This window comes from Streptomyces sp. NPDC045021, from assembly GCF_056432645.1.
In genome coordinates, this window is the sequence record NZ_JBWKIQ010000016.1 from 72,196 (window position 1) to 96,811 (window position 24,616).

The window sequence follows — 24,616 nt, forward strand, 5'->3', positions numbered from 1 at the left end:
CCATCGGCCGGGCGTCGTCCCTGCGCACCGACCGCGAAGACCGGACCGGCCGCAAAACCCGGACCGACCGCACCGACCGCGCTTCACGGGCGGCGGTGCGGCCGCGACCGTGGCTCAGTACGATGCCGACGGTGGGAAGCGCATCCGCGAATCCAGGCGCTGGGGAGGCCCGTGACGTGACGCCGCCACGAGCTGCCGGCTCCATCTCCGGGGCGGGCCATGGCGCTCCCCTGCTCGCCGATCTGATGCCGTGGTCCGTGGCACCGCTGCTGTACGGGCGGTCCTGGGCGGTGGCGCCCGACGCGCAGGCGCTCCGGGCCCGCTGGGACGCGCTGCTGGCGGCGCCGGACGACGCGGAACGTGAGCGGCTGCTGCGCCCGAGCCGGGCCCGCGGACTGCACACCCCGGCCCCGCAGCTCGCGGTGCCGGGACGGGAGGGACAGCCCACCGCCACCACCCGGCTCGCCCGTGAGAGCGGGCCGTGCCCCGACCCGGTCCGCGTCCTGCACGGCGCGTTCGACCTGCAGTGGCTGATCCCCGACCACCGGCTGATCGACGCCGCCCGCCCCGAGCTGTGGCGGGTCGCCGACGAGCGGCAGATCTTCGCCGTGGAGCAGGCCCGTCTCCCGAACGTCCCCGGTCCCGCACTGTCGTTCGGCGCCGTCCTGCCCGACGGCCGCTCCCCCGCCGGGAAACCGGGCCGGATCCGGCCGCTGTACCGGCGGCCCGGCGGGCAGGACCCCAATCTGGCGCCCGGTCTGACCGAGTTGCTCGGCGACCTCCTCGGCCTGCCGGTGAGCGCCGAGGACCTTCTCGCGTGGATCACCGTCGCGGGCCTGCCCGCCCGGGAGCAGCGGGACGGCGTCGTGGTGCCGCTCACCCGTGACCCGGAACTGTGGCTCGCGGCCGTCGAGCTGGGCCGGACCTCGATCTGGCTGCACACCCGCGGCGAGCGGTGCGCGGATCCCGTCGCGGGCCGGCCGGGCGGCCATCCCCGGCTGCCCGGCGGCCGGCGCCCGTACGTCCGGGCGCCGTTGCCCGCCGTACCGCGCGCCGGGGAGCTGGAGTACGACCCGGAGGAGGAGGCGCTGCGGATCGGGGCCGGGCTGATCTCGCCGGTGCCGGCCGCCGCCTGGGAGTTCCACGCGGGCGGGGTGCGGGTGCTGGAGGCCTGGTACGAGCGGCGGACGGCCGTCGCGGCCCCGGGGACGCTGGAGGCGCTCCGCCCCGCGCGCTGGACCCGGGCCACGACCACGGAGCTGCTCGAACTCGTCACCGTGCTCACGCTGCTCGCCGCGCTCCGTCCGGAGCGGCGGAAGCTGGCGGAGCGGCTGGCGGCGGAGGCCGGGGCGGAACGGGGGCGCTCGGCGGGGATCTCGGCCGACGCGCTGCGTCTGGCGGGGGTGCTGCCCGCTCCCGCGGGAGCACGGCGCCCCGCGTCGGTGCTGGACCATCACGAGGAAGGGCCGGACGGCCAGTTCGCGTTGCTGTGAACCGATGAACCGATGAACCCGTGACCTCGGGACCGGTGAGTTGGAGACCGGTGAGCCGGGGACCGGTCGACGGTGAAACGCGCGCGGACGCGCGTAGAGCTCCTGCCGTTCACGGCGAGCACACCGCAACGCCGCTGGCCGCAGCGCTGTGCCGGGACGGTGTGACCGCCGGAAGGTGGGATCAGCCGCGGCTGCCGAACAGCGAGCGCCGCAGGCGCCGCAGGGGCGCGAACAGCGACACACGTGCACTGCGGCTCGCCTTGGTGCGCGCCGAATCCCGCGATGTCAGCTCCCGCATCAGCAACGTCGCCTCCGCGCTCTCACGGTGCGGTACGGCAGGGCCGCCCAGTATTGCGAGATGACGGTCCAGACGTGTGCTGGTCGTGCTGCTTCCGCAGTTGATGGCAGGCACTCTCGGCCTGCTCCGCATAGCTATTTGTTCCATGACACTCCCCACCCGTACGAGGGCACCCGGCCCGGGCAGGGTAACCCTATCGCCCCGACGCGTCACCTGCGCATCCCAGGCCCCGGATTCACCTTCCGGTCCTGGGTGTTGACGACTGAACAGCGAATTACCCCCGTGTGCAAGGCAGTTGGCAGACTACCGGCAACCGGAGGCCGTCCGTCACACCCCTACCCGCCATCGCCGCGACCGGCTTCAATCACACGTGGTTGAGGTAGATTTCCTCCGAATCACTCCGGTTACGGGCGGGGGTTCGCACATGAGCGAAGGCACGGGCGGTGAGCGGGTGCTCGCGAACCGCTACCGGCTGATCGGCGAGCTCGGCCGTGGCGGGATGGGCGTGGTCTGGCGGGCCCGCGACGAACTGCTCGGCCGCGAGGTCGCCGTCAAGGAGGTCAGGGCGCCCGCCGGTCTCGACGAGCGCGAGGTGCGGCAGCTCTACGCCCGCCTGGAGCAGGAGGGCCGGGCGGCCGCCCGGATCATCCACCCGAACGTGATCACGGTGTACGACGTGGCCGTGGCCGGCGGCGCGCCGTGGATCGTCATGGAACTCGTCCGCGGGCTCACGCTCGCCGAGGTCCTCGACGCGGACGGCCCGATGACCCCGCGACAGGCAGCGGACCTCGGCGGTCACGTCCTGGCCGCCCTGCGCGCGGCGCATGCAGCGGGGGTGCTGCACCGTGACGTGAAGCCCGGCAACGTACTGATCGCCAACGACGGCCGGGTCGTTCTCACGGACTTCGGCATCGCGATGATCGAGGGCACCTCGGCGCTGACGCGCACGGGTGAACTGATCGGGTCGCCGGAGTACCTGGCTCCCGAGCGCGCCATGGGGAACGCCCCCGGCCCGGAAGCGGACCTGTGGTCCCTGGGAGTGCTGCTCTACCGGTCGGTGGAGGGATCGTCGCCGTTCCGCCGCGACACCGCGCTGAGCACGCTGCGCGCCGCCGTCGACGACGAGCTGCCCGAGCCGCACCGGGCGGGCCCCCTGCGTCCGGTACTGGAGGGGCTGCTGCGCAAGAGTCCGGCGGACCGCCTCGGCGGGAGCGAGGCCCAGCGGATGCTGGACGCCGTGGCGGCCGGGCGCACCGCACCACCGTCCGCCGCCTTGCCCCCGACCGCTTCCGGCTCCCCTTCCCGGACGAAGCCGTTGCCGCAACCGATGCCGTCCGGCGGGACCGGGGGCCCGACGCCGCCGACGGTCCCGGGGTACGGATCCGCGTACGGGCCGGGGCCCTCGTCGTACGGCGCCGAGCCCGATCCGGCACGGCGCCGGCGGGTCGCGACGGTGCTGGCGGCGGGGGCGCTGGTGCTCGCCCTGGCGGCGGGCGTGGTGGCCTGGAAGCTGCAGGAGCGCGGGACGGAGGGCGGCGGTACGACCGGCGGGGCCGGATCGAGTTCGAGCAGCGCTTCCCCGTCCACCAGTACGGACACGAAACCGACCACGACCTCGTCACCGAGCACCTCGGGGAAGCCGACGACACCGACGACCACGTCGTCCCCTTCGTCGTCCGGCACTCCGGTCGTCAAGGTCACGATCAAGGTGACCGCCGAGCGGGACAGTTACACGGGGCCGTGCCCGGCGCCGGCCGACCAGGCACCGGAGTTCACGGCGGTGCTCACGGTGGATCGCACCCCGGCGACGGTGGTGTTCCGCTGGACGACGGAGAACGGCCGCAACTCCGACCCCGGATGGAAGACCGCCGAGTTCGCCGCGGGCGGCCCGAAATCCCTGACGTACCACCACACCGAGCTGTCGTTCGAGCCGGGCAGCAAGGCCACCGACCGGATCGTGGTGGAGGTCGGGGCCCCGAAGGAACTCCGGTCGGACCCGGTGCCGTTCACCGTGGACTGCAGACCGGCTCCGCCGACGTCGACCTCGACGCCGGCGGGGGCCGGGACGAACGGTACGGATCAGGCAGCGGAGCTGAACGCGGGCAGATAGCCGCCGGACTGGCCGGCCGCCTTGGGGTGGTAGGACTCGTCGATCGGGAACGTCAGGCTGTTCAGCCAGGGTGATCCCGAGCAGAGTTCGTGCCCGGTGAAGGTGCCGCGAACGTCGGCGAAGCTGAAGCCGTGGTCTGCGGCGCGCTTGGCCATCACGGTGTCGAGTTCGTCGGCCGCGCCGTTGATCGCGGCGCGGGAGGTGTCGCTGAGCCCGCCCCAGCAGCTGCCGCCGATCTTGTAGAAGTGCGGGTAGCCGACCACGACCACATGGGCGTTGGGGGCCTTGGTGTGGATGGCGTTGTACACGTTGTCGAGGAGACCGGGGAGGGTGTTGTCCGCGTAGGTGCGGGCCTGCGCGATCCGGGCCAGACAGGTGCTCTCGGAGTTGAGCACGCAGGTGGTCATGACGTCGGCGAAGCCTGCGTCATTGCCGCCGATGCTGATGCTCACCAGTCCGGTGGACGAACTGAGCGGACCGAGCTGGTTGTTGAGGACGTCACCGGTACGAGCACCGGAGCAGGCGGTGAAGGCGAACGAGGACGGCGCGTGGGCCGCCGCCCAGAGTGCCGGATATGCCTTGGTGCTGCGCTTGCAGTCACCGCTGGAGCTGTCGTAGCTGCCGGCGCCGACGCCCGACGAGTACGAGTCTCCGAGGGCTGCGTACGAGGGCGCTGCGGCGTGCGCGGGGGCCGCGCCGATGAGCGCGAGGCCAGTGGTGAGGATCAGCGCGGATACGGCTGATGCCAACCGGGACAGTCTCATGGAACCTCCCTGGGCAGGATCTCTGCGAGACCTGTTGTACCCGCCGGTAACCCACGGGGGGAAGTGTCATGACCATGAATCTTTGTCGTGTGCATTGCATTCGTATGAAACGTCCGTAACTCCTCAACTCCGCGCCGACCAGGCCGCGTCCAAACCTCATCCGGGCCTCGTTCCGGGCCCGTTTCCGGGGTGGATTTCCGGCCCGGAAAAGCACTGGGCGGATTCGGCCCCGGTGCCGGATCATGGGCCGCATGTCCGCAAAGCCCCATGACCCGAGGAGGCCTGTGCCGCAGAGCCCGCCCGACCCCGCACACGCCCGGCACACCCCGCGCCCGCCGCACCGCGCGGTACCCGTCCATCTGCGCCTGGACGACAGCGATTCACCATCCGACGTCGTCGACGCTCTCTTCCTCGGGCGCTTCACCTCCGGCGAGCAGCCGTACTCCCGCGGCGCGTCCCTGGAGAACGTCAAGTCCGGGCTGACGCTGATCCCGTCGGACGCCACCGTGCTGCGCCAGGCGCGCGACAAGGACCGCAGCGCCACGCTCGCCGAGGGCGACGGCTGGACGATCCTGATCTCCCGCTGGAACCGCGGCGCCGACGTCACGGTCGCCGCCGTCACCGACGAACTGGCCGAGCAGGTGCTCTCACTGACGGTCGAGGACGCCGAGGACGAACCCGAACCCCAGCCCGAGACGGTCAACATGGGCTTCTGGTACGTCTCAACGCGCCGCGGCCCGCACCGCACCACCCGGCAGATCTCCGCCGCCACCTGGGAAGAGCTCCGCGGCAACTACACGGCTCCGGTGGCCGAGGCCATGGACGGTCTCATGAAGCTCACCAAGGACGACATCACCGGCCGGCTGCTGCTCCTGCACGGCCCGCCCGGCACCGGCAAGACCTCCGCGCTGCGCACGCTGGCCCGCTCCTGGCGCGACTGGTGCCAGGTGGACTGCGTCCTGGACCCTGAGCGGCTCTTCAACGACGTCGGCTATCTGATGGACATCGCCATCGGCGAGGACGACGGCACGACCGGCGGCCGCTGGCGGCTGCTGCTCCTTGAGGACTGCGACGAACTGATCCGCGGTCAGGCCAAGCACCAGACCGGCCAGGCGCTGTCCCGGCTGCTCAACCTGACCGACGGCCTGCTCGGCCAGGGCCGCAACGTGCTCGTCGGCATCACCACCAACGAGGACCTGGAACGGCTGCACCCCGCCGTCGTCCGGCCGGGCCGCTGCCTGTCCCGTATCGAGGTCGGCCCGCTGACCCGCGACGAGTCCGCCGCCTGGCTCGGCACCACCGAGGGCATCGGGCGCGACGGCGCCACCCTCGCCGAGCTGTACGCGCTGCGGCGCGGCGCGGGCTCCACCATCCCGGCTCCGGCCCCGACGTCGGACGGTCTGTACCTCTGATCGGTACCGGGTTCGGGTGGGGGTTCGGCCGGGTGTCGCGTACGTCGCAGGTGCGGCGCGCGCCCCGGGGCGAGGAGCTATCCGTCGTAGGCGGCGCGCAGCGCCTCCTGGACCGCGGCGAGGGCGGCCGCGCGGTCCAGGCCGAGGCGGTGGGCGCGCTGCGCGAACTCCGCGGCGGCGGCAGCGGCCTGCCGCTCGGCGGCATCACCCGCGGCGGCGACGAAGGTGCCGTGCCGGCCGCGGGTCTCCACGACACCATCGGCCTCGAGGGCGCGGTACGCCTTGGCGACCGTGTTGGCCGCGAGGCCCAACTCCTCGGCGAGACCCCGGACGGTCGGGAGCTTGTGGCCGACGGGGAGTCGACCGGTGCGCGCCTGATCGGCGATCTGCTCACGCACTTGCTCGAAGGGGGCGGTGGCCGCGTCGGCGGCGACGGTGATCCTCAGGCTCATGGCGGCGATCCTGGCACAACGCGCCCGGATGACGGGTTCACCCGCGACCGGGTCGCGGCGGGCGGGGTGGAGTCGGCCCGGGCCGACTCCGGCAGGCCCGCGTCGGACCTGGTCAGGCTGGAGTCGGGCCTGGCCGTGCCGGGCCCCGTCGCGTCGGGCCGGGTCGGGCGTCAGCTCCGCTCCGGCTCCATGTCCGCACCGGTGCGCGTGCGCTGATAGTGGCGGGCGACCCGGGCCCGGTTGCCGCAGGCCGGCTTGCACCACTCCTGCCGGCCGTGTCCCTTGACGAAGTAGCGCACGCATCGCGGTGCCGTGCAGGCCCGCAGCCGGTCCCGCTGCGGACCTGCCAGGAAGTCGATGGCGGCACGGGCCAGACCGGCGACGATCCGCACCCGCGGATCGCCTTCCCTGGAGAGCAGCCGGGCGTCCGGAGCGTCCCCGGCGGGCCAGGCCAGCTGGGGGGCGACCGGTTCGGACGCCGCGGCGGAGTTGAGGTGCTCCAGGGCCTGGTCGACGGGCATGAGGCGGTCGGCGTCCGCGCGGCTCGGCGGGGCGGGGCTCACGGCCTGGGCGAACAGTGCCCGCACCGCTTGCCGCAGGGCGACGACACGGCTTCTGAGTTCCTCGTCCGCGGTGAACTCCCCGCCGTTGACGCTCTCGGGGAGCAGGCCGCCCCGGCCCTGGATCCAGCGCGTCGTCTCCTCGACGGTGGCGAGGTCGTCCGCGACGCCGCCGTCCCCGTCGTGCCGGACCGTGCTCACCAGCTCCAACGCCAGATGGCGCTCCATGGATCTCCCCTTTCCGCTTTCCGCCGTGGATCCGGCCGTTCCCGGCCCAGCCTACGGCCCCTAATGAGAGGGGAAGTCTCTCTCATTAGCTACAGCCCGAGGTGCCTACAGCCCGAGGTTGCGGTAGCGGGCCCGCCGGGAAGCCAGCCGTTCGCCGCGGTCGCGGGCCCGCAGGGCCGCCAGTTCGGTGCCGAGCAGAGCGCCGAGGCGGGTGAGGAACTCGCCGGGGTCGTCCGCCGCGTCGGGGGTCTCCTCGACGATGGTGTCGACGATCCGGTTGGCGAGGAGATCGGTGGAGCCCACGCCCTGCCGCTCGGCGACCTCGAACGCCCGGTCCGTCGTCCGGTAGAGGATCGCGGACGCGCCTTCCGGCGGGAGCGGGGAGAGCCAGGCGTGCCGGGCGGCGATGACGCGGTCGGCGGGCAGCAGCGCCAGGGCGCCGCCGCCGGCGCCCTGGCCGAGCAGCAGGCAGAGCGTCGGGGCCCGGAGGGTGACCAGGTCGGCGAGGCAGCGGGCGATCTCCCCCGCGAGGCCGCCCTCCTCGGCCTCCCGGCTGAGCGCCGCACCCGCCGTGTCGATGACGGTGAGCAGCGGCAGGTCGAGTTCGGCCGCGATCCGCATACCGCGCCGCGCCTCCCGCAGCCCGGCCGGTCCCAGCGGGGCTGGCCCCGCCTCCTCCGGGCGCCGGTCGTGGCCGAGCACGACGCACGGTGTCGGGCCGAACCTGGCCAGCGCGAGCAGCAGTCCGGGGTCGCGTTCGCCCGCGCCGGTGCCGCTCAGCGGGGTGACCTCGCGACCGGCTCCCGCCAGCAGTGCCCGCAGCCCCGGCCGGTCCGGCCGGCGCGAGCGGCGGATCGAGTCGGCCGTGGAGACCGTGGAGGCCACGGTGGCTGCCTTCGGCCGGCGGTCGGCGCCGGAACCGGCAGCGGCCTGCGCGGCACCAACCGACACACCACCCGGCTCACCGCGCGTTCCGTCACCCGTCTCGTCACCCGCCTCGCCGCACAGCACATCCAGCGCCCGAGCCGCGACCTCGGCCAGCTGCCCCGCTGGGAACACGGCGTCGACCAGCCCATTGGCCAGCAGGTTCTCGGCGACCTGGACGCCGGCCGGGAACGGCTCGCCGTACAGCGCCTCATGGACCCGCGGACCGAGAAACCCGATCAGCGCCCCCGGTTCCGCGGCCGTGACATGCCCGAGCGATCCCCAGGACGCGAGCACCCCGCCGGTGGTGGGATGCCGCAGGTAGACGAGGTACGGCAGTCCGGCCGCCTTGTGGTCGGCGATCGCGGCTGCGACCTTGACCATCTGCAGGAACGCGATGGTGCCCTCCTGCATCCGCGTACCGCCGGAAGCCGGGGACGCGAGCAGCGGCAGCCGCTCCCGCGTCGCCCGCTCCACCGCGGTCACCAGCCGGGTCCCGGCCGCCACCCCGATCGACCCGCCGAGAAACCCGAACTCCCCCGCGACCAGCGCCACCCGCCGCCCCCGGATCCGGCCCTCGCCCGTGACGATCGATTCATCAAGTCCGGTCCGCAGCCGGGCCTTCTCCACATCGGCGCGGTACTCCGCCGCCTCGGGCAGCACGGTGACGGGCTCGTCCCAACAGCGCCAGCTGCCGGCGTCGACGGCGGCCTCGATCAGTTGCAGCGCGGCAGGCCGTCGGCTCGCTTCAGTCATGCCGCCACCCTGCCACGGGCCCTCACCCGGCCGCGTTCTTAATCGGCTCTCAGGGGCCCCTTAAAGCGGCCATAAGGATCGGGTTTTCGCAGTTGGCGGCGGGGTTTTGGCCGGTGGGCGGGGCTAGCGTGCTGCTCGTTCGGCCCGTACCACCGTCGAAGGAGACCCCCGGAATGACCGTACGTCGCAAGGCCGCCGCAGTAGCCGTCATGGGCTTCGCGCCGTTGCTGCTGACCGGCCTGGCCTCCGCTCCCGCGAGCGCGCACGGCTCGATGACGAACCCGGTCAGCCGGGTGTCCGCCTGCTACGCGGAGGGTCCGGAGCATCCGCGGTCCGCCGCGTGCAAGGCCGCTGTCGCCCTGGGCGGGACGCAGGCGCTCTACGACTGGAACGCGGTGCGGGACGGCGAGGCGGGCGGGCGTAGCCGCTCCAAGGTGCCGGACGGGCAGCTGTGCAGCGGCGGCAACGCCGAGTACAAGGGGCTCGACCTGGCGCGGGCGGACTGGCCTGCCACCGCCATGAGCAGCGGCTCGTTCACCTTCACGTACCGGGCGACCGCCCCGCACAAGGGCTCGTTCGACCTGTACATCACCAAGGCCGGCTACGACCCGTCGAAGCCGCTGAAGTGGTCGGACCTGGAGGCGAAGCCGTTCGCTTCGGTCGCCGACCCGACGCTCAAGGACGGCAGTTACGTGTTCTCCGGCAGGGTGCCGCAGCGTACCGGCCGCCAGCTGATCTACAGCGTCTGGCAGCGCTCGGACAGCCCCGAGGCCTTCTACACCTGCTCGGACGTGGTCTTCGGCAAGGACAACGGCGGCTCGCCTCCGACGTCGGCCACTCCGTCGCACAGCCCTTCGCACAGCGCGCCCGCCACCACTGGGCCGGCGCCGACCGCGTCCGCGCCGTCCGAGGCGCAGATAGCCGCGGGCGCCTCGAAGTCCACCGTCCACCACGACCACGCGGCGCCGACCACCCCCGCGTCGGGCGGCAACGCGCCGCAGGCCGACGGCGCGGCGACGCCCACGACGTCCTCCGACGGCACGAACCTCGCCGAGACCGGCAGTTCCGGCAGTACGGGACCGCTCGCCGTCGGCGGCGCCGCGGTGCTCGCGCTCGGGGCCTCGGTGCTGCTCGCCACCGTCCGCCGCAGGGCCGCCGCGGCCGGGCGTCACCGCTCGTGACGACCGCTGTCCCCTGATCCGGTGCCGCTGCCTCCCCACGGGCAGCGGCACTGCTGTTTCTACCAGTTGGGCCGGATCGGGCCGCCCGGCGCCAGCCGGGCCAGATCGTCGCGCAGCGCCCGCAGTCGGCGCTCGCCGAGGAGGGCGGCCCAGGGGCGTACGGCTTCGGCGGCGGCCTCCTCCGCGGCGCGGGTGCAGGCCCAGCCGCGGTCGGTGAGAACGACGAGCCGGGCTCGGGCGTCGTCCGGGTGCGGGCGGCGCTCCACGTACCCCTTGCGGACCAGCTCCTCGACCATCTGGCTCGCCGCCTGGCGGGTGACCCCGAGGTGTTCGGCCAGGTCGGCGGCGGTCGCGCCGACCGGCGCGAGGCGGGCGAAGGCGAAGCCGTGGGCGGGCCGGAGGTCGTCGAAGCCGCGGGCGACGACACCGTCGTGGATCTCCGCGGTGAGACCGCCGGCTGCGGCGAGCAGGGTCGCGGTCAGGCTCATGGCGTCAGCGTTGTTCACGGAAGCAGCTTGACACACTGCGCAAGCTACTTGACTATATAGTCAATCAACTTGCGCAAGTAGCTTGTCTATATGGAGGTATGCCATGCCTGTTGTCACCGCCGAGGAAGCCATCGTCCACGAATTGCACGGCATTCGTTTCGTTTCCTACATCCGGCCGACGCACGGCAGCAAGGAGCTGTGCGCCTGGCGCGGCGAGATACCCGGCGGCGCCGGCGGGCCCGCCCACACCATCTCCCGCGAGGAGGTCTTCCTCGTCCTGAGCGGCTCGGTGCGGTTCAGCATCGACGGCGAGGTGTCCACCCTGACGGCGGGCGACGCCGCCGTCGCGCCGGCCGGCTCCTCCCTGGGCATCAGCAATCCCACGGAGGAACCGGCCACGATGTGGGTCACCACCAGCGTGGGCCTGGAGGCCGTCCTCGCCGACGGTTCCCGCATCTCCCCTCCGTGGGTCAACTGAGCGCGGAGAGGCAGTCCGTCCGGGTGGCGTGCGCCGGGTCGAGGGCGTTGGCCGCCTCGTGGAAGGCGATCCGGTCGGTCAGGCCGATCGTCACGTGCTCGGAGATGTCCACCGCGCACAGGTTCTGCAGCAGGACGTTGTGTACGTCCGGCCCGGACAGGAACTGCGAGGCGTACGGCGTCACGACCTCGTCGTACCGGGTCGCGATGACGGTGTAGTGCACCCCCGGGACGGTGTCGCCGCCCGCGTTGAGGGTCTGCAGGAAGGCCGATCCGACCACCTGATCGGCGAGTCCGGGGGTGACGGAGTGGATCGCGTCGGCCGCTCCGGGGAAGTACGGGAGCAGGTTGGCCAGGCCGTCGAGGGTGGTTCCGTGGTTGTCGGGAGCCAGCCCGACCAGGGCGTTCACCTTCGACGCCCCGCCGAGGAACTTCAGGTAGTAGCGCGGCATCATGCCGCCCTGGGAGTGGCCGACCAGGTCCGCCTTGGGTGCCCCGGTGGCCGCCAGCACCCGGTCGGTGAAGTCGGCCAGTTGCTGCGCGGAGTCCGCGACCGGGCCGAGCCCGTCGAAGAACGGGACGCCGGGCAGCTGGCCGTAGTCGAAGGAGAAGACGCAGTAGCCGCGGGCCACCAGGTACGGGGCGAACCCCAGCCAGTTGTCGGTGCCGTTGCCGAACGTTCCGTGTACGAGCACGACGGGTCGGGGGTGCGCGGCGGACGGCCGGCACGAGAAGTTGTTCCATCCGCTCGATGGGGCCGATTGTGCGGTTGCGGCCGTGGCCGCGGTCGGGGCGGCCGTCACCGCGCACGCCAGGGCCAGCGCGGTGAGAATTCGCTTCCAGGACAGCCTCATGTGATCTCCTCGCAGGTCAGGGAAGTGTGGTCACTCCACCCACGCTGTGATCCGGATCACAAGGTTGTTACGTTCACGTCAACTTACGCGCCAGTAGCAAAAGCGGCTAGTTACGCGTCGGTAAAGAATTGGCCACCCCGGGCCGAAGCGGAGGTCACCTCGTCCGCTTCGGCCGCCGGGACCTTGAACAGGCAGTACGCGGCGGCAAGCACTCCGGCCGCACCGACGGCGACGAGCAGCAGGCGGTGGTCGACCACCGCGACGAGCCCTGCGCCCGCCAGGCCGCCCAGCGCGGTGGGCGCGAAGACGAGGGTGCTCGCGGTGGCCGCGACCCGGCCGATCAGTCCGGCGGGCGTCTCCCGCTGGACGGCGGTCAGTACCGTGATCAGCACCCAGGGCAGCCCGACCCCGATCGCCGCACCGCCGGCGACGGCCGCGAAGACCCATGGAGTGGCGCGCACGGCGACGCCGAGGGCGAAGAGCACCATGCCGGTGGCCGCGAAGGCCCGTTCCGGCATCCGCCGCAGCAACGCTCCCGCGGCCACTCCCCCGACGACGGAGCCCGCGCCCTGCACCGCGTACAGCACGCCGACGAAGGCGGGCGAACGGTGCAGGCCCGCGTCGACCACCGCGTAGATCGCGGAACTGCCGAGCGCGGACAGCAGCATGGCGATCGAGCCGACGGCCACCAGACGGCGCAGCAGCGGGTGCCGGCGGAGATATCGGACGCCCTCGGCGGTCTGCTCGCGCCAGCTCGACGTGGCCGGGCCGGGCGGCTCCTCCCGCACCCGGACCATCGCGAAGACGGCGGCGGCGAGCGCGAAGGTGACGGCGTCGAGCACGGCGACGGAACCGCCGCCGTAGCGGACGTACAGGCCGGCGCCGGCGAGCGGGGCGAGGAGCTTCATCGCCTCGTTGGCGGTCATCCGCAGTCCGTTGAAGTCACCGCGCAGTTCGCCGGGAACGGTGGCGGTGACGACGGCGGCCTCGGCCGCGTCGCAGAGCACGGACGCGGTCCCGTACAGGACGAGCACGGCGAACAGGATCCAGACCAGGTCCGCCGTACGGACCACGAGCAGTAGCGGCAGCAGGACGGCCATCGCGGCGTTGACCAGCACCAGGAGCGGGCGGCGGCGCACCCGGTCGACCAGGGTGCCGAGCAGCGGACCGGCCAGCGTCGGGGTCCACAGGCAGACGCCGACCAGCGCGGCGAGGCTGCTGGAGCCGGTGAGCGACTTCACCCAGATACCGGCGGCCAGCATCATCGCCGAGCTGCCGAAGCCGGAGACCAGCACCCCACCCAGGTACGTTCCCGCGTTGCGGTCGCGCAGGACCCCTATCGCCGTCATGACCCCCAACGTAATGCTTGGGAGTCATGACGGCAACGAGCCGGGAGGGGCGGAGCGCGATGTCCGGGCGTGGGGTTCTTCGTCGTGGGGTTCTTCGTGCGGTCGGCCGTTGGCCGAGGACGTCACTCCTCGTTCTTGGGCTGGGAGTTGCTCTCGATCGGAATGGGCGCCGGCACGGGAAGGGGCGCCGGGGTGAGCACCGGCGGTACGGCGGAGAGCGGTACGGGCGCGGGCGGGGGCGGGGGCGGAGGCTCCGTGGCAGGTTCCGGTGCGGGCTCCGTCGCGGCGGGCGCCCGCTCGTCGGCAGGCGCCGGGGCCGCCGGCGCGGCGCGCTCCAGGAAGCGCAGCAGCTCGACCGGGAAGGGCAGCACCAGCGTCGAGTTCTTCTCCGCCGCGACGGCCACCACGGTCTGCAGCAGCCGCAGCTGGAGGGCGGAGGGGTTGTCCTCCATCTGCTTGGCGGCCTGGGCGAGCACCTTCGACGCCTGCAGTTCGGCGTCCGCGTTGATGATGCGCGCGCGACGTTCGCGCTCCGCCTCGGCCTGCCGGGACATCGACCGCTTCATGGCCTCCGGCAGCGACACGTCCTTGATCTCGACCCGGTCGATCTGCACGCCCCAGCCCAGCGCGGGGCTGTCGATCATCACTTCGAGGCCCTCGTTCAGCTTCTCCCGGTTCGACAGCAGCTCGTCCAGATCGCTCTTGCCGATGATCGAACGCAGTGAGGTCTGGGCGACCTGGGACACCGCGAAGCGGTAGTCCTCGACCTGGATGACGGCGTCGACGGCGTTGATGACCTTGAAATAGACGACCGCGTCCACCTTGACCGACACGTTGTCGCGGGTGATGCCGTCCTGCCCGGGAATGGGCATGGTCACGATCTGCAGATTGACCTTGCGCAGCCGGTCGACCCCCGGGACGATCATGGTGTAGCCGGGGCCCTTGGGCGCCGACCTCAGCCGGCCCAGCCGCAGCACGACACCGCGCTCGTACTGCCGGACGACCCGGGACGCGGCCACCACGTAAACGCCACCGGCCGCCACGACAGCGGCCACCAACTCCACGATCATTTCGGCCCCCTGCCGTATACACGTGCAGTTCTTCCAATGTACTGCGCGATCCCCCGCCGAGCACCGGTCCTACGGGCGGGTAGCGCACCGCCGGGCCGCGCGTGGCGCGGCGCCGATCCTTGGATGCCGGTCAGCGCGGTGGATCCGGTCGGCGGCACGCAGAGGCCGAGTGGTCAGCGCGGTGGTGTCCGGTCGGCGGCGCGCAGGAGCCGGGCGGCCACCACTCTCAGCTGGTCGGCGAGTTCGACCGGCTCGTGCACCTCGAACTCGGCGCCGAGCAGGGCGATGAAGACGGTGAGGCCGTCGAGGGACTCGGCGCCCGTACGCAGCTCGCAGGTCTGCTCGTCGATCGCCTCGATCGTGCCGAAGCCCGTCCAGCCGAAGTCGGCGACCGCCTCGGCCGACATGTGCAGGGTGACCCGCGCCTGGTAGCGGTAGGCCCTGGTGGTGACGCCCTTGGCGACGTACGCCGCCGCGTCCTCCGGGGGTTCGCGCGGTGTGAAGCGCGGCCCGGTGGGCGACTTGGGTTCGATCCGGTCGACGCGGAAGGTCCGCCAGTCCTCCCGGCTGGTGTCCCAGGCGAGCAGGTACCAGCGGCGTCCGTGGTTGACCAGGCGGTACGGCTCGACGGTGCGGCGGCTGGAGGTGCCGCTGTGGTCGCTGTAGTCGAAGCGCAGCCGTTCGCGGTCGCGGCAGGCCGCGCCGATGACGGTCAGCACGTCCTGACCGACGGTCGCGCGGCCGGGCGGCGGCGCGTGCACGGTGATCGCCTGCATCGCCTGGACCCGGTGCCGCAGCCGCGACGGGAGCACCTGCTCCAGCTTGGACAGTGCGCGGACGGAGACCTCCTCGATCCCGGCCACGGTGCCGCCCACCCCGGTGCGCAGGCACAGCGCGACGGCGACCGCCTCCTCGTCGTCCAGGAGCAGCGGCGGCAGCGCGGCGCCCGCGCCGAGCCGGTAGCCGCCGGCCGTGCCCGGGGCGGCGTGCACCGGATAGCCGAGGGTCCGCAGCCGGTCGACGTCGCGGCGCACCGTTCGGGCGGTGACGTCCAGGCGTTCCGCGAGGTCGGGGCCGGACCAGTCACGCCGGGACTGGAGGAGCGAGAGCAGACGCAGCAGGCGCGCCGAGGTCTCCAACATGCGCTCAGTCTGCCAGCTGTCGCGGACAGCTACTGACCGCATGGGCATAGCGCGAGCGCACGCGGCAGAGCCCCCGCCGGCAGGGTCGGCGGAGGCTCCGTCCTGTTCGCTGCAGGCCGTCGCCGGCGTCAGTGGTCCGTCCAGCAGTCGCCGGCGTCAGTGGTCCGTCGAGCAGTCGCCGGCGTCAGTGGTCCGCCTAGTAGACGCTGACTCCGTAGGCGCTGAGCGCTTCGGTGACCGGCTGGAAGAACGTGGTCCCGCCGGAGGAGCAGTTGCCGCTGCCGCCCGAGGTGAGGCCGACCGCGATGGAGCCGTTGTAGAGGGAACCGCCGCTGTCGCCGGGCTCGGCGCAGACGTTGGTCTTGATCATGCCGTAGACGATGTCGCCGCCGCCGTAGTTCACGGTGGCGTTGAGTCCGGTCACCGAGCCGCTGTGGACGCCGGTGGTGGAGCCGCGGCGCTTGACGGGTTCACCGACGTAGGCGTTGCCCGCGCTGGCGATGTCCTGGCTGCCGACTGCGCCGGGGTGCGTGATCGAGGTGTTGTCGTAGCGGACGATCCCGTAGTCGTTGTTCGGGAAGCTGTTGCCGGTGGTCGGGCCGATGGAGGTACCGGCGGACGTCTTCCAGGCCGGGTAGCCCTCGGTGCAGTGGCCTGCGGTGAGGAAGTAGTACGTGCTGCCGCTGCGGACGTTGAAGCCGACCGAGCAGCGCCACTGGCTGGTGTAGATGGCGTCTCCGCCGGAGAGCAGCTTGCTGAACTTTCCAGCCACGCGGTTGATGCTCACGGCGTCGCCGTAGCTCGCGGTGGCCTTCTTGAGCCGGTCCAGCTGGGCGGCGGTGACCCGGCTGTCGACGCTGACGTCGAGCTTGTTGGTGGTCGGGTCGACGGACCAGGCCGTGCCCGCGATGTCGGCGGATTTGGCGGCTTGGCCGGCCTTGTTGAGCACTGCCGAGCTGAACCGGACCGTCCTGGGCGTCGCTCCGGCCGCCCGTACGGCGTCGGCCGCCCTGTCCGAGGTGACGTTGACGACGGTGGTCCTCGACGCCGCGTCGTAGTAGGTACCCGCGGTGCTGGCGGTGCCGAGCGAGGTGGCGACCGCGGCGGCGGCCTCCGGGGATGCCGTGGCCATGGGGGCGGCGTTGGCGGCGGGCAGCGTGAGCGCGGTGACGGCCACCAGGCCGGACGTCACAGCGATCAGGCCGGCGCGTCGGGTGATTTTCATCTATTCCTCCTGTGGGGGGTGGAGGTCAGCTCGACCTGACAGCGCCTCACCGATAAACGAACTCGACGTGGCCCTGACAAGTACTGGGACGGGAGTATTCAGAGCCCGCGCGGAACACACAAGGGCGCCTTTCGGCCGCGACGGACCGACGTGATGGTGCCCCGGCGGCCGCGCGGGCCATCGGGGCACACCGGGCTGACGGCAGCTCAGCAGGCCACGACCCGCCTTGACCCGGCCTTCTGCAGCCCTCGACGGGGTCCCGCACGGACGTCTCGACCCGGTTCTCGATCCGGTTCTCAACCCGGATCTCAACCTGTGAGAACTTTGCTCTCGCCCGCTTCCAGCGCGAACGGCAGCGTGTTGCCGGGCGGCGGGAACGGGCACACGAACGCGTCCGCGAAAGCGCACGGCGGGAGCAGCGTCCGGTTGAAGTCCAGCACGACGGCGCCGTCCGGGGCGGGCGCGGGGGTCCGCAGGAAGCGGAAGCGGTAACTGCTCCTTCCGCTGGTGGCGTCGGCGATGACGCCCCACAGCGTGCCGTCCTCCTCGACCGCGACCGCGAGCGAGTGCTCCGTACCGTCCACGGTGAAGACCAGCTCGCCGCTGACCCCGAGTCCGCGCTCCCGGCCGTCGGCGTGCGGCACGCGCACGGCGCGGCCCTCGGGGTACGGACGGAAGACCGCCGGCAGCACCCACCGCTCGTCGTAGTCGAACGCGTCGATCCCCGCGAAGTCGCGCCGGGCGTCCGAGGCCGGGTCCCAGATCCGGAGGGCGAGCAGGCCCTCGCGGTCGATCGCCACGATCCGCTTCTCGCCGAACAGCACCGGCTCGCCCTCGGGTTCCAGCCGCCCGAAGACGCCGTCGCCCCGGTGGACCACCGAACCGTCCTGCTCCCGCCACTCCCCCGGCAGCCCGGGGATCTTCCCGTCCTCGGCGTCGGCGAGCCAGTACGTGCCGGTCAGGGCCAGTGGCCCGTACGGCGCCGCGACCGACTCGGCGCGCCGCTCGCGCCAGTTCTTCCAGTCCTGCTCAGTCTCGGAACTCATGGTCATCAACCTTCCACAGCGGCTGCCGCAGGCCGAGATGCCCGCGCGGGGTCGTGTCCCCGGTAATCCGGTCGGCGGCCCGCGTCCGGGCGTCCGGCGTCCGGGCGGCGGATGGGGCGATGGCCGGAATTGGCCCGTCCATCGCCGGCGGCGCTCATCGGACCGGACGGCTCACCGCGGGGCTCACCGGCCGATCCAGGCCGAGATGTTCGCGCAGTGTCGTCCCGGGCTGGAAGCGGCGGAACAGTCCGCGCTGCTGGAGCACGGGCACGGTCGCGTTCACCAGCCGGGCCAGATCCCGCCGGGGATCGGCGGGCCGTACGTGGAAGCCGTCGGTGATCCCGTCGCGGTGCCAGTCGCCGAACAGGTCGGCGAGGACCACGGCGTCGGCCGGGTCGAACAGTTCGACGTTGAGCGAGGCCAGGACCGTGAGCCGGTCGGGGTCGCGGCCGTGCGCCGCCGCCCGGCGGCGCAGGTCGGTGCGCGCCTCGTACGCCAGCCGCTCCGAGTGCGGGCCGCCGACGCGTACGAACGCCACGTCGGCGTGGCGCGCGGCCAGCTCGCGCGGCGCCTCCAGCGTCGCGTCGACGGCGATCACCGGCCGCCCTACCCACGGCCCTGGCACGACTGACGCTGCGTCATACGTCCCGGCGCCGTCCTGCCGGCCGTCCCCCAGCAGGGCGGCCAGGGCCGCAGCTCCGGCGTCCGGGATCCGCGGTGTCCAGCCGGCCCGGCCGCGGCTGACCCGGTCGAGAGTGGCGAGCGCCGCCAGGACGGGGAAGGGCTCGGGGTGCGCGACGGTGACGGCAGCCACCAGCCCTATCCGGTCGGTGGCGGGCGCGACCTGGATGAGGACGGCGAGCGCGTCGAGGCGCCCGGCGCCAGGGCCGGCGTCGTGGCTGACACCGTGGCCTGCGTCGTTGCGACCTCCCTCGGCACCGCTGTTGGCCGGCGCCGGAGAGTCGTCGAGCGTGACGAAGTCCAGCGCGCCGCGCTCGGCGAGCCGGGCGAGCTCGATGTAGTAGGAGGCCTCGTACTGTTCCCGGCCGTCGATCGCGAAAGCCAGGTGCAGCGGGCGGATGGGTCGATGGCCTGGAGGGGATGATGCGGGCATACGAAGGCTCCGTGGACATTCTGAAGAAGCACGGGAGTTGCCTTCGCGCACGCCGCGTCCCTCAACGCGACCGGGCCGTCATGACCTTGGGCCCGAGGCTAAGCCCACGGCATCGCCCGCTGTCAAGAGTGTCCAACTGGTGGGCATCGCGTCTCAGCGTGGTTGACGGGATGGGACGTCGACTGCTCCACTGGGCCCATGCGCAGCTGTCAGTTGGTCACCCGCGACCACATCGACCTCGGTCGAGTGTGGTCGTCCTCGTGTTGTCGCTGACCTCTTAGGGCCTGTCCGGCCCTGGCTCCGCCAGCCCGCCCCGCGCGCACCACGTCGCCGCGGCCGCATTCTCCTCGAACGATCCCCCAGCTTTCCCGGCCGGCACGGCCTTCCTTCACGTACGCACGCCGCCTTCTCTCCCTCCCTCGTCGCACCTGTCGAGTTCGAGAAGGACCCTCAACACCCGCAGTCACAACCGCAATCGCAGCAGTCGCACCCATCACAGCAATCGCACGAATCGCAGCAGTCGCAGTCACAGTTCTGGCACCAGCCCTCGCGGCGCCTGCCGTTCCACGGATCGTCGTAGTGGTCCCGGCAGCACAGCTGGCAGGTGCAGCACAGACCGCTCCACATCGCGCACCCGGCGATCAGCCCACGTCGGCGCGGCGGTTCGGGCGGCGGGAATCCACCGGGTGGAAAGCCCGGCCCACCGGGCGCGTACGGGCTCTGGCCAGGGCCGTACGGATTCCCGCTCAGCTGCGGCAGCCCGCCTTGGCCTTCGAGCGCGTTGGGGTGGGTGTGCGCGCAGGAGCCGCCGAAGGCGCGGTCCACCGAGCGCCGCAGTTCATGGGCGAGCAGGACGTGCACGAGCCGGCCGTCGCTGAACTCGGCGTCCTTCAGCGCGAGCCGTACCCCGTGGACCGCGTCGTCGCACAGCCGCCGCGCCTCGGCGCGGCCGGTGCCGGTCGCCGTCAGCGGGTTCCACGCACCCGACGCGGCGTCAGCCGTCTGGTCCTCGACCGCGTCCAGCAGGTGCGCCAGCCGGCCGAAGAGCCGGCCTGCCTCCTCCATCGGCGCGCGGTTGCCGGGCCGTCCGGCGAGCACCGCCGTGTAGCCGAAGGCCGCCGCGGTCGCCGTCTCGGTCGGCTCGGTGATCGTCAGCAGCGGAGTGCCCGTCCTGGCCAGCGCCTCGATCCCGGCCTGCCGGTCCACCGCGTCCACCAGCACCGCCGTGTCGAACCCGAGCCCGCCGCCGGTCCGCGCCCCGGCCCGGTCCCAGCGCCGGGCGACGGTCCGCGCCGCCGCCGCGACCGGCCGCCGCGCCATGGCGCCGTCCCGGTCGTCGATGTGGTCACGCATCTTCGCCGACGCCAGCACCAGCGAGACGGCGGCGGCCAGCCGCGCGCCCTCGCCCGTCGCCACCGGCGCGGTGCGCATCCCGCGCAACGGGCAGGGCCCGGCGGTCCGCCGCCACTTGCCCGACCCGTCCGCGCCCGGGACCTGGGCCTCGACCAGCACCGAGATGATGAGGCCGTCGTAGTTGGTGGCGATCCGGGCCAGCTGTCCATGGTCGTCGCGCAACGCGAGGCACAGGCCGCACAGGTGCGCCATCCAGGAAGTGGCGAGTCCTTCCGGCATCCGGTGACGACACGGCCTGATAATTCCGAACAACGCTCCCCCAGCGGCTTCATCATACGATCGGCCCGACATGCTACCGATGGAACGATCTCATGACTGCCATACGGCCGTCCGGCCGTGCGGCGTCACTCGGAAGAGGGGAGCGCTCCCATCACTTCGTCACCTTCCGTACGCCTATGGCTACCTGACTCCCCGACACCTATCTTGTGCACCAGTACCGTCACAAGTCCCCTGGGTGGCGGCTATCCGCTTGGCGCATCATCGGCATCATGGACGACCATAGGGGTGCGGACGATATTGACCGCGTGTGAGAGGAGGCGTCCATGGGTTCGGTTCGACGGGCGAGTGCCTGGTTGGGCCTCGTCGACGACAACGGCGACGAAAGCTACTACGACGAGGAGTACGCCGACTACGGCGAGGGGTCCGAGCGCGGTGACACCTGGGTGACCGACCCCAGGGTCCAGGTGGCGAGCGAGACGGCCGAGGAACAGGGCCGCCAGATCGCCACCGTGACCCCGGACGGGTTCCGTGATGCCCGCGGCATCGGCGAACTCTTCCGCAAGGGTGTCCCGGTGATCGTGAACCTTACGGGCATGGAGTCGACCGATGCCAAGCGCGTCGTCGACTTCGCGGCAGGTCTCACCTTCGGGCTTCGCGGCTCGATCGAGCGCATCGCCACCCGTGTCTTCCTGCTGACCCCCGCCGACTACATGGTCCTCAACGCCGAGTCGAAGCGCGGCGCGGATGGATTCTTCAACCAGAACTGATCAGCACTGACCAGCACTGATCGCCACGGTTCAGCACTGATCAGCCGGAACTGAGCCGGGCGGCTCACCGGAATGCGTCGAGTCCGGTGAGTGCCTTGCCCAGGACCAGTTGGTGCATCTCCACGGTGCCCTCGTAGGTGAGCACGGACTCCAGGTTGGTCGCGTGCCGCATCACCGGGTACTCCAGCGAGATGCCGTTGGCACCGAGGATGGTGCGCGAGGTACGGCAGATCTCGATCGCCTCGCGCACGTTGTTGAGCTTGCCGAAGCTGACCTGCTCCGGGCGCAGCCGCCCGGCGTCCATCCGCTGCCCGAGGTGATGGGCGAGCAGGATGCCCTTGTGCAGCTCGACCGCCATGTCGGCCAGTTTGGCCTGGGTGAGCTGGAAGCCGCCGATGGGCCGACCGAACTGCTCGCGGGTCTTCGAGTACTCCAGCGCCGATTCGAAGCTGCTGCGGGCGGCGCCCATGGCGCCCCAGACGATGCCGTAGCGCGCGTGGCTCAGACAGCTGAGCGGGCCCTTGAGCCCGGCGCCGTCGGGAAGTACGGCGTCGGCGGGCAGCCGGACGTCGTCCAGGACGAGTTCGCTGGTGACCGAGGCGCGCAGGCTCCACTTGTGCTTGATCTCCGGCGCCGAGAAGCCGGGGGCGTCGGTGGGGACGACGAAGCCGCGAATGCCGTCGTCGGTGCGGGCCCAGACCACCGCGACCCCGGCCACCGAGCCGTTGGTGATCCACATCTTGCGGCCGTTGAGCACCCAGTCCGTACCGTCGCGCTTGGCGTACGTGCGCATTCCGGCCGGGTCGGAGCCGACGTCCGGCTCGGTGAGGCCGAAGCAGCCGATGACCTCGCCGGAGGCCATCCGCGGCAGCCATTCCTGCCGCTGCTCCTCGGAGCCGAAGCGGTGGATGGCGTACATCGCCAGCGATCCCTGTACGGAGACGAGCGAGCGGATCCCGGAGTCGGCCGCCTCCAGTTCCAGACAGGCCAGGCCGTACTGGACGTTGCTGGCGCCCGCGCAGCCGTAGCCGGTAAGGGACATGCCGAGCGCGCCGATCGAGCCGAGTTCACGGGCCAGTTCGCGGATGACGGGCAGCTCGCCGGACTCGTACCAGCCGGCCACGTACGGCAGTACGCGGTCCGCGGCCCACTCCCTGACGGTCGCGCGCACCGCGCGGTCCTCGTCGCTGAGCAGGTCGTCGATCCCGAGCGGGTCGTACGGATCGAACGGCGGCAGCGCGCTCCCGGACATGACGGTCTCCTGAGTGGGCTCCGAGGTGATCTACGCGGTCGGGGACGACGCTACGTGCGTGCTCCCGCCACGTAAAGGGCCGTCTGCTGTTCGCCCGCGGACACCAGTCGTTCGGCGTCGGGCGCGTGGTGTTGCGCGTGCTGCGGCACGTGTTGCGCGTGCTGAGGCTCGTGCTGCGCGTGCTGCGGCTCGTGCCGCGGATGTTCCGGGTGCTCCGCGAGGGACGGCCGGTGGTCGGCGGAGGAGGGCCGGCGCGCTTCGGGCGACACCCGCTGTTCGCCGAGGCCCGCCGCCTTCAGGACGAGCTCGCCGCACTCCATCACCCGCGGCAGCCGGAGCGCCGCGAACGCGCCCAGCAGGAGCAGTCCGGCGCTGACGACGAGCGTGATGTGCAGACCGTGCACGAAGGAGTCCCTGGCGGCCTGTCGCAGCGCGGCTCCCGCCGGGCCGCCGAGCCGGCCGGAGACGTCGTACGCCTCGCCCAGCGAGTTCCCCGCGGCGGCGCTGTCGGCGGCCGGCACTCCGGGGACATGCGCGACACCGGGTCCGTACGCGGCGTTCATGACGCTGCCGAGCAGTGCGATGCCCATGCCCGCGCCGAGCTGGTACGAGGTCTCGCCGATGGCCGCGGCGCCGCCCGCCTGAGCGGCGGGGGCTTCGCTCAGCATGGATTCGTACGCTCCGAAGATCGTGGTCTCCAGGCCGAATCCGAGCAGTACGAAGGCGCCGGTGAGCAGCAACGGCCGGTCGGTCTGCCCCATCAGGGTCAGGGCCAGGACGGAGACGGCGGTGAGCACGAATCCGGTGCCGACCATGGCGCGTGGCCCGAACCGGTGCAGCAGGCGCGAGCCGCACAGTCCTGCCGCCATCGCGGCGAAGGTGAGCGGGAGCAGCCGGAGACCGGTCGCGAAGGGGCTGAGGCCGAGCACCAGTTGCAGGTACTGCACGGCGATCAGTTCGAGGCCGACGAGCGCGAGCATGGCCAGGACGATGCAGCCGACGGAGGTGCTGAAGGTGGGGCGGGAGAACATGCCGATGTCTATGAGCGGGTGTTCGCGGCGCTTCTGCCGGCGCACGAAGAGGACCAGCAGCACCGCGCCGACCACGACCGGGCCGAGCGCCCCGGGATCCAGCAGGCTCGCGCCGGCGCCGAGGCGTTTGACCCCGAGGACCACGCCGAGGACACCGAACGCCGCCATGAGCGCGCCGAGGACGTCCCACGGGCCGCACCCCTCGCCCTTGGACTCGGGGAGCAGCCAGCGCGCGAGCGGCAGGATCACGAGCATCAGCGGGATGTTGATGAGGAAGACCGATCCCCACCAGAAGTGCTCGACGAGGAAGCCGCCCAGCACCGGCCCGACCGCGGCGCCCACGGCGGCGACGGCGCTCCACACACCGATGGCGACCGCGCGCTCGCGGCGGTCGGGGAAGACCTGGCGGAGTATCGACAGCGTCGCCGGCATGATCATGGCACCGCCGACCCCGAGCAGCGCCCGGGCCCCGATGAGGACGTGCGCGCCGGTCGCGAACGCGGCGAGGGCCGAGGCGAGGCCGAAGAGTCCGTAGCCGATCAGCAGGATCCGGCGGCGTCCCACGCGGTCGCCGAGGGTGCCGAAGAGGATCAGCAGCGACGCGGCGACGAGCGGGTAGGCGTCGACGATCCACAGCAGCTGTACGGCTCCGGGGTGCAGGTCCTCGGTGAGCGCGGGGACCGCGACATGCAGCACGGTCGCGTCGAGCGCGACCAGCAGCAGGCTCACGCACAGGACCACCAGGACGGTCCAGCGCCCGGCCGGACGCTGATGCGGTGGGACGGCTGCCGGCCTCACCGAGCCGACCGTTGTCGTCCCAGTCATCTACGTACCTCCCAGCGGGGTGCTCTCACTACCTCGGAACTGGACGTCGCTACACCATTCCGGTTGACCGGCGGTAAAGGCGAGTGAGACGACAGAGTACGCCAGGTGGTGGTCTGGTCATGTGGCCGACCTCACGTTGACGGAATGTCCGCTTCCGGGGTGGGAG

The 24,616-nt window shown here is 72.1% G+C and carries 22 protein-coding genes; 6 read left to right on the plus strand and 16 right to left on the minus strand.

The window, feature by feature from the left end:
- Positions 1-122 precede the first annotated feature (122 nt).
- Entirely contained in the window at positions 123-1,493 is a 1,371-nt protein-coding gene (locus AC07DC_RS35365) for a type ISP restriction/modification enzyme (RefSeq protein WP_478918635.1), read from the plus strand.
- Between the two features lie 181 nt (positions 1,494-1,674).
- Here AC07DC_RS35365 and AC07DC_RS35370 read toward each other — a convergent pair whose 3' ends face one another.
- Positions 1,675-1,938 carry a hypothetical protein gene (locus AC07DC_RS35370; protein WP_138353313.1) on the minus strand — a complete coding sequence of 88 codons (264 nt, stop codon included), beginning with the start codon at positions 1,936-1,938 and terminating at the stop codon, positions 1,675-1,677.
- Between the two features lie 277 nt (positions 1,939-2,215).
- Between AC07DC_RS35370 and AC07DC_RS35375 the strand changes: the two genes are divergently transcribed.
- Positions 2,216-3,901, plus strand: a complete 1,686-nt coding sequence (locus AC07DC_RS35375; RefSeq protein ID WP_478918636.1) for a serine/threonine-protein kinase — start codon at positions 2,216-2,218, stop codon at positions 3,899-3,901.
- Here the strand turns inward: AC07DC_RS35375 and AC07DC_RS35380 are convergent.
- The gene (locus AC07DC_RS35380; protein ID WP_478918638.1) at positions 3,871-4,665 is read right to left on the minus strand and encodes an SGNH/GDSL hydrolase family protein; all 795 of its coding nucleotides are present in this window, start codon (positions 4,663-4,665) and stop codon (positions 3,871-3,873) included. The genes AC07DC_RS35375 and AC07DC_RS35380 overlap by 31 nt on opposite strands.
- A 251-nt stretch (positions 4,666-4,916) precedes the next feature.
- On the opposite strand from AC07DC_RS35380, the gene AC07DC_RS35385 reads away from it, so the two are divergent.
- Positions 4,917-6,077 carry a DUF5925 domain-containing protein gene (locus AC07DC_RS35385; protein WP_478918639.1) on the plus strand — a complete coding sequence of 387 codons (1,161 nt, stop codon included), beginning with the start codon at positions 4,917-4,919 and terminating at the stop codon, positions 6,075-6,077.
- Between the two features lie 77 nt (positions 6,078-6,154).
- Here the strand turns inward: AC07DC_RS35385 and AC07DC_RS35390 are convergent, their stop codons facing one another.
- From AC07DC_RS35390 to AC07DC_RS35400, 3 genes are all read right to left on the minus strand, one after another.
- A complete protein-coding gene (locus tag AC07DC_RS35390) occupies positions 6,155-6,529 on the minus strand; it encodes a GntR family transcriptional regulator (RefSeq protein WP_478918640.1) in 375 nt (124 codons plus the stop codon).
- Positions 6,530-6,699: 170 nt separating this feature from the next.
- Positions 6,700-7,317, minus strand: a complete 618-nt coding sequence (locus AC07DC_RS35395; RefSeq protein WP_478918641.1) for a CGNR zinc finger domain-containing protein — start codon at positions 7,315-7,317, stop codon at positions 6,700-6,702.
- A 105-nt stretch (positions 7,318-7,422) separates the two neighbouring features.
- Positions 7,423-8,997, minus strand: a complete 1,575-nt coding sequence (locus AC07DC_RS35400; RefSeq protein WP_478918642.1) for a carboxyl transferase domain-containing protein — start codon at positions 8,995-8,997, stop codon at positions 7,423-7,425.
- A gap of 173 nt (positions 8,998-9,170) precedes the next feature.
- Between AC07DC_RS35400 and AC07DC_RS35405 the strand changes: the two genes are divergently transcribed.
- Positions 9,171-10,178 (plus strand): lytic polysaccharide monooxygenase auxiliary activity family 9 protein, encoded by a 1,008-nt coding sequence (locus tag AC07DC_RS35405; RefSeq protein ID WP_478918644.1) that lies wholly within the window; start codon positions 9,171-9,173, stop codon positions 10,176-10,178.
- A gap of 59 nt (positions 10,179-10,237) precedes the next feature.
- Here AC07DC_RS35405 and AC07DC_RS35410 read toward each other — a convergent pair whose 3' ends face one another.
- Positions 10,238-10,684 carry a MarR family winged helix-turn-helix transcriptional regulator gene (locus AC07DC_RS35410; RefSeq protein ID WP_478918645.1) on the minus strand — a complete coding sequence of 149 codons (447 nt, stop codon included), beginning with the start codon at positions 10,682-10,684 and terminating at the stop codon, positions 10,238-10,240.
- A gap of 85 nt (positions 10,685-10,769) precedes the next feature.
- On the opposite strand from AC07DC_RS35410, the gene AC07DC_RS35415 reads away from it, so the two are divergent.
- Positions 10,770-11,144, plus strand: a complete 375-nt coding sequence (locus tag AC07DC_RS35415; protein ID WP_478918647.1) for a cupin domain-containing protein — start codon at positions 10,770-10,772, stop codon at positions 11,142-11,144.
- On the opposite strand, the gene AC07DC_RS35420 is transcribed toward AC07DC_RS35415, so the two are convergent.
- The 8 genes from AC07DC_RS35420 to AC07DC_RS35455 all read right to left on the minus strand — a co-directional run bounded on the left by AC07DC_RS35420 (position 11,137) and on the right by AC07DC_RS35455 (position 20,608).
- The gene (locus tag AC07DC_RS35420; protein ID WP_478918648.1) at positions 11,137-11,997 is read right to left on the minus strand and encodes an esterase/lipase family protein; all 861 of its coding nucleotides are present in this window, start codon (positions 11,995-11,997) and stop codon (positions 11,137-11,139) included. The genes AC07DC_RS35415 and AC07DC_RS35420 overlap by 8 nt on opposite strands.
- 110 nt (positions 11,998-12,107) lie before the next feature.
- On the minus strand, positions 12,108-13,346 hold the full coding sequence (locus tag AC07DC_RS35425; protein WP_478918649.1) for an MFS transporter: 1,239 nt from the start codon (positions 13,344-13,346) through the stop codon (positions 12,108-12,110).
- A 122-nt stretch (positions 13,347-13,468) separates the two neighbouring features.
- On the minus strand, positions 13,469-14,416 hold the full coding sequence (locus tag AC07DC_RS35430) for a slipin family protein (RefSeq protein WP_478918650.1): 948 nt from the start codon (positions 14,414-14,416) through the stop codon (positions 13,469-13,471).
- Between the two features lie 173 nt (positions 14,417-14,589).
- A complete protein-coding gene (locus tag AC07DC_RS35435) occupies positions 14,590-15,558 on the minus strand; it encodes a helix-turn-helix transcriptional regulator (RefSeq protein ID WP_478918652.1) in 969 nt (322 codons plus the stop codon).
- A gap of 196 nt (positions 15,559-15,754) precedes the next feature.
- The gene (locus tag AC07DC_RS35440) at positions 15,755-16,783 is read right to left on the minus strand and encodes a S1 family peptidase (RefSeq protein WP_478918653.1); all 1,029 of its coding nucleotides are present in this window, start codon (positions 16,781-16,783) and stop codon (positions 15,755-15,757) included.
- A 308-nt stretch (positions 16,784-17,091) separates the two neighbouring features.
- Complete coding sequence (locus AC07DC_RS35445) at positions 17,092-17,829, minus strand: DUF1684 domain-containing protein (protein ID WP_478918654.1); 738 nt, start codon at positions 17,827-17,829, stop codon at positions 17,092-17,094.
- Positions 17,830-17,983: 154 nt separating this feature from the next.
- Positions 17,984-18,943 carry an LLM class flavin-dependent oxidoreductase gene (locus AC07DC_RS35450; RefSeq protein WP_478918655.1) on the minus strand — a complete coding sequence of 320 codons (960 nt, stop codon included), beginning with the start codon at positions 18,941-18,943 and terminating at the stop codon, positions 17,984-17,986.
- 450 nt (positions 18,944-19,393) lie between these two features.
- Complete coding sequence (locus tag AC07DC_RS35455; RefSeq protein WP_478918657.1) at positions 19,394-20,608, minus strand: DUF5685 family protein; 1,215 nt, start codon at positions 20,606-20,608, stop codon at positions 19,394-19,396.
- 290 nt (positions 20,609-20,898) lie between these two features.
- Here AC07DC_RS35455 and AC07DC_RS35460 point away from each other — a divergent pair, with 290 nt between their 5' ends.
- The gene (locus AC07DC_RS35460) at positions 20,899-21,342 is read left to right on the plus strand and encodes a cell division protein SepF (RefSeq protein ID WP_269269243.1); all 444 of its coding nucleotides are present in this window, start codon (positions 20,899-20,901) and stop codon (positions 21,340-21,342) included.
- Between the two features lie 64 nt (positions 21,343-21,406).
- Here AC07DC_RS35460 and AC07DC_RS35465 read toward each other — a convergent pair whose 3' ends face one another.
- Together AC07DC_RS35465 and AC07DC_RS35470 are read right to left on the minus strand one after the other, a co-directional pair.
- A complete protein-coding gene (locus AC07DC_RS35465) occupies positions 21,407-22,594 on the minus strand; it encodes an acyl-CoA dehydrogenase family protein (protein WP_478918659.1) in 1,188 nt (395 codons plus the stop codon).
- 50 nt (positions 22,595-22,644) lie between these two features.
- Positions 22,645-24,450 carry an MFS transporter gene (locus tag AC07DC_RS35470; protein WP_478918660.1) on the minus strand — a complete coding sequence of 602 codons (1,806 nt, stop codon included), beginning with the start codon at positions 24,448-24,450 and terminating at the stop codon, positions 22,645-22,647.
- Positions 24,451-24,616: the final 166 nt, after the last annotated feature.

Coding starts and splice junctions, on each gene's coding strand:
- AC07DC_RS35365 (WP_478918635.1), top strand. CDS start 123: ATGCCGACGGTGGGAAGCGCATCCGCGAATCCAGGCGCTGGGGAGGCC.
- AC07DC_RS35370 (WP_138353313.1), bottom strand. CDS start 1,938: ATGGAACAAATAGCTATGCGGAGCAGGCCGAGAGTGCCTGCCATCAAC.
- AC07DC_RS35375 (WP_478918636.1), top strand. CDS start 2,216: ATGAGCGAAGGCACGGGCGGTGAGCGGGTGCTCGCGAACCGCTACCGG.
- AC07DC_RS35380 (WP_478918638.1), bottom strand. CDS start 4,665: ATGAGACTGTCCCGGTTGGCATCAGCCGTATCCGCGCTGATCCTCACC.
- AC07DC_RS35385 (WP_478918639.1), top strand. CDS start 4,917: ATGTCCGCAAAGCCCCATGACCCGAGGAGGCCTGTGCCGCAGAGCCCG.
- AC07DC_RS35390 (WP_478918640.1), bottom strand. CDS start 6,529: ATGAGCCTGAGGATCACCGTCGCCGCCGACGCGGCCACCGCCCCCTTC.
- AC07DC_RS35395 (WP_478918641.1), bottom strand. CDS start 7,317: ATGGAGCGCCATCTGGCGTTGGAGCTGGTGAGCACGGTCCGGCACGAC.
- AC07DC_RS35400 (WP_478918642.1), bottom strand. CDS start 8,997: ATGACTGAAGCGAGCCGACGGCCTGCCGCGCTGCAACTGATCGAGGCC.
- AC07DC_RS35405 (WP_478918644.1), top strand. CDS start 9,171: ATGACCGTACGTCGCAAGGCCGCCGCAGTAGCCGTCATGGGCTTCGCG.
- AC07DC_RS35415 (WP_478918647.1), top strand. CDS start 10,770: ATGCCTGTTGTCACCGCCGAGGAAGCCATCGTCCACGAATTGCACGGC.
- AC07DC_RS35420 (WP_478918648.1), bottom strand. CDS start 11,997: ATGAGGCTGTCCTGGAAGCGAATTCTCACCGCGCTGGCCCTGGCGTGC.
- AC07DC_RS35425 (WP_478918649.1), bottom strand. CDS start 13,346: ATGACGGCGATAGGGGTCCTGCGCGACCGCAACGCGGGAACGTACCTG.
- AC07DC_RS35430 (WP_478918650.1), bottom strand. CDS start 14,416: ATGATCGTGGAGTTGGTGGCCGCTGTCGTGGCGGCCGGTGGCGTTTAC.
- AC07DC_RS35435 (WP_478918652.1), bottom strand. CDS start 15,558: ATGTTGGAGACCTCGGCGCGCCTGCTGCGTCTGCTCTCGCTCCTCCAG.
- AC07DC_RS35440 (WP_478918653.1), bottom strand. CDS start 16,783: ATGAAAATCACCCGACGCGCCGGCCTGATCGCTGTGACGTCCGGCCTG.
- AC07DC_RS35445 (WP_478918654.1), bottom strand. CDS start 17,829: ATGAGTTCCGAGACTGAGCAGGACTGGAAGAACTGGCGCGAGCGGCGC.
- AC07DC_RS35450 (WP_478918655.1), bottom strand. CDS start 18,943: ATGCCCGCATCATCCCCTCCAGGCCATCGACCCATCCGCCCGCTGCAC.
- AC07DC_RS35460 (WP_269269243.1), top strand. CDS start 20,899: ATGGGTTCGGTTCGACGGGCGAGTGCCTGGTTGGGCCTCGTCGACGAC.
- AC07DC_RS35465 (WP_478918659.1), bottom strand. CDS start 22,594: ATGTCCGGGAGCGCGCTGCCGCCGTTCGATCCGTACGACCCGCTCGGG.
- AC07DC_RS35470 (WP_478918660.1), bottom strand. CDS start 24,450: ATGACTGGGACGACAACGGTCGGCTCGGTGAGGCCGGCAGCCGTCCCA.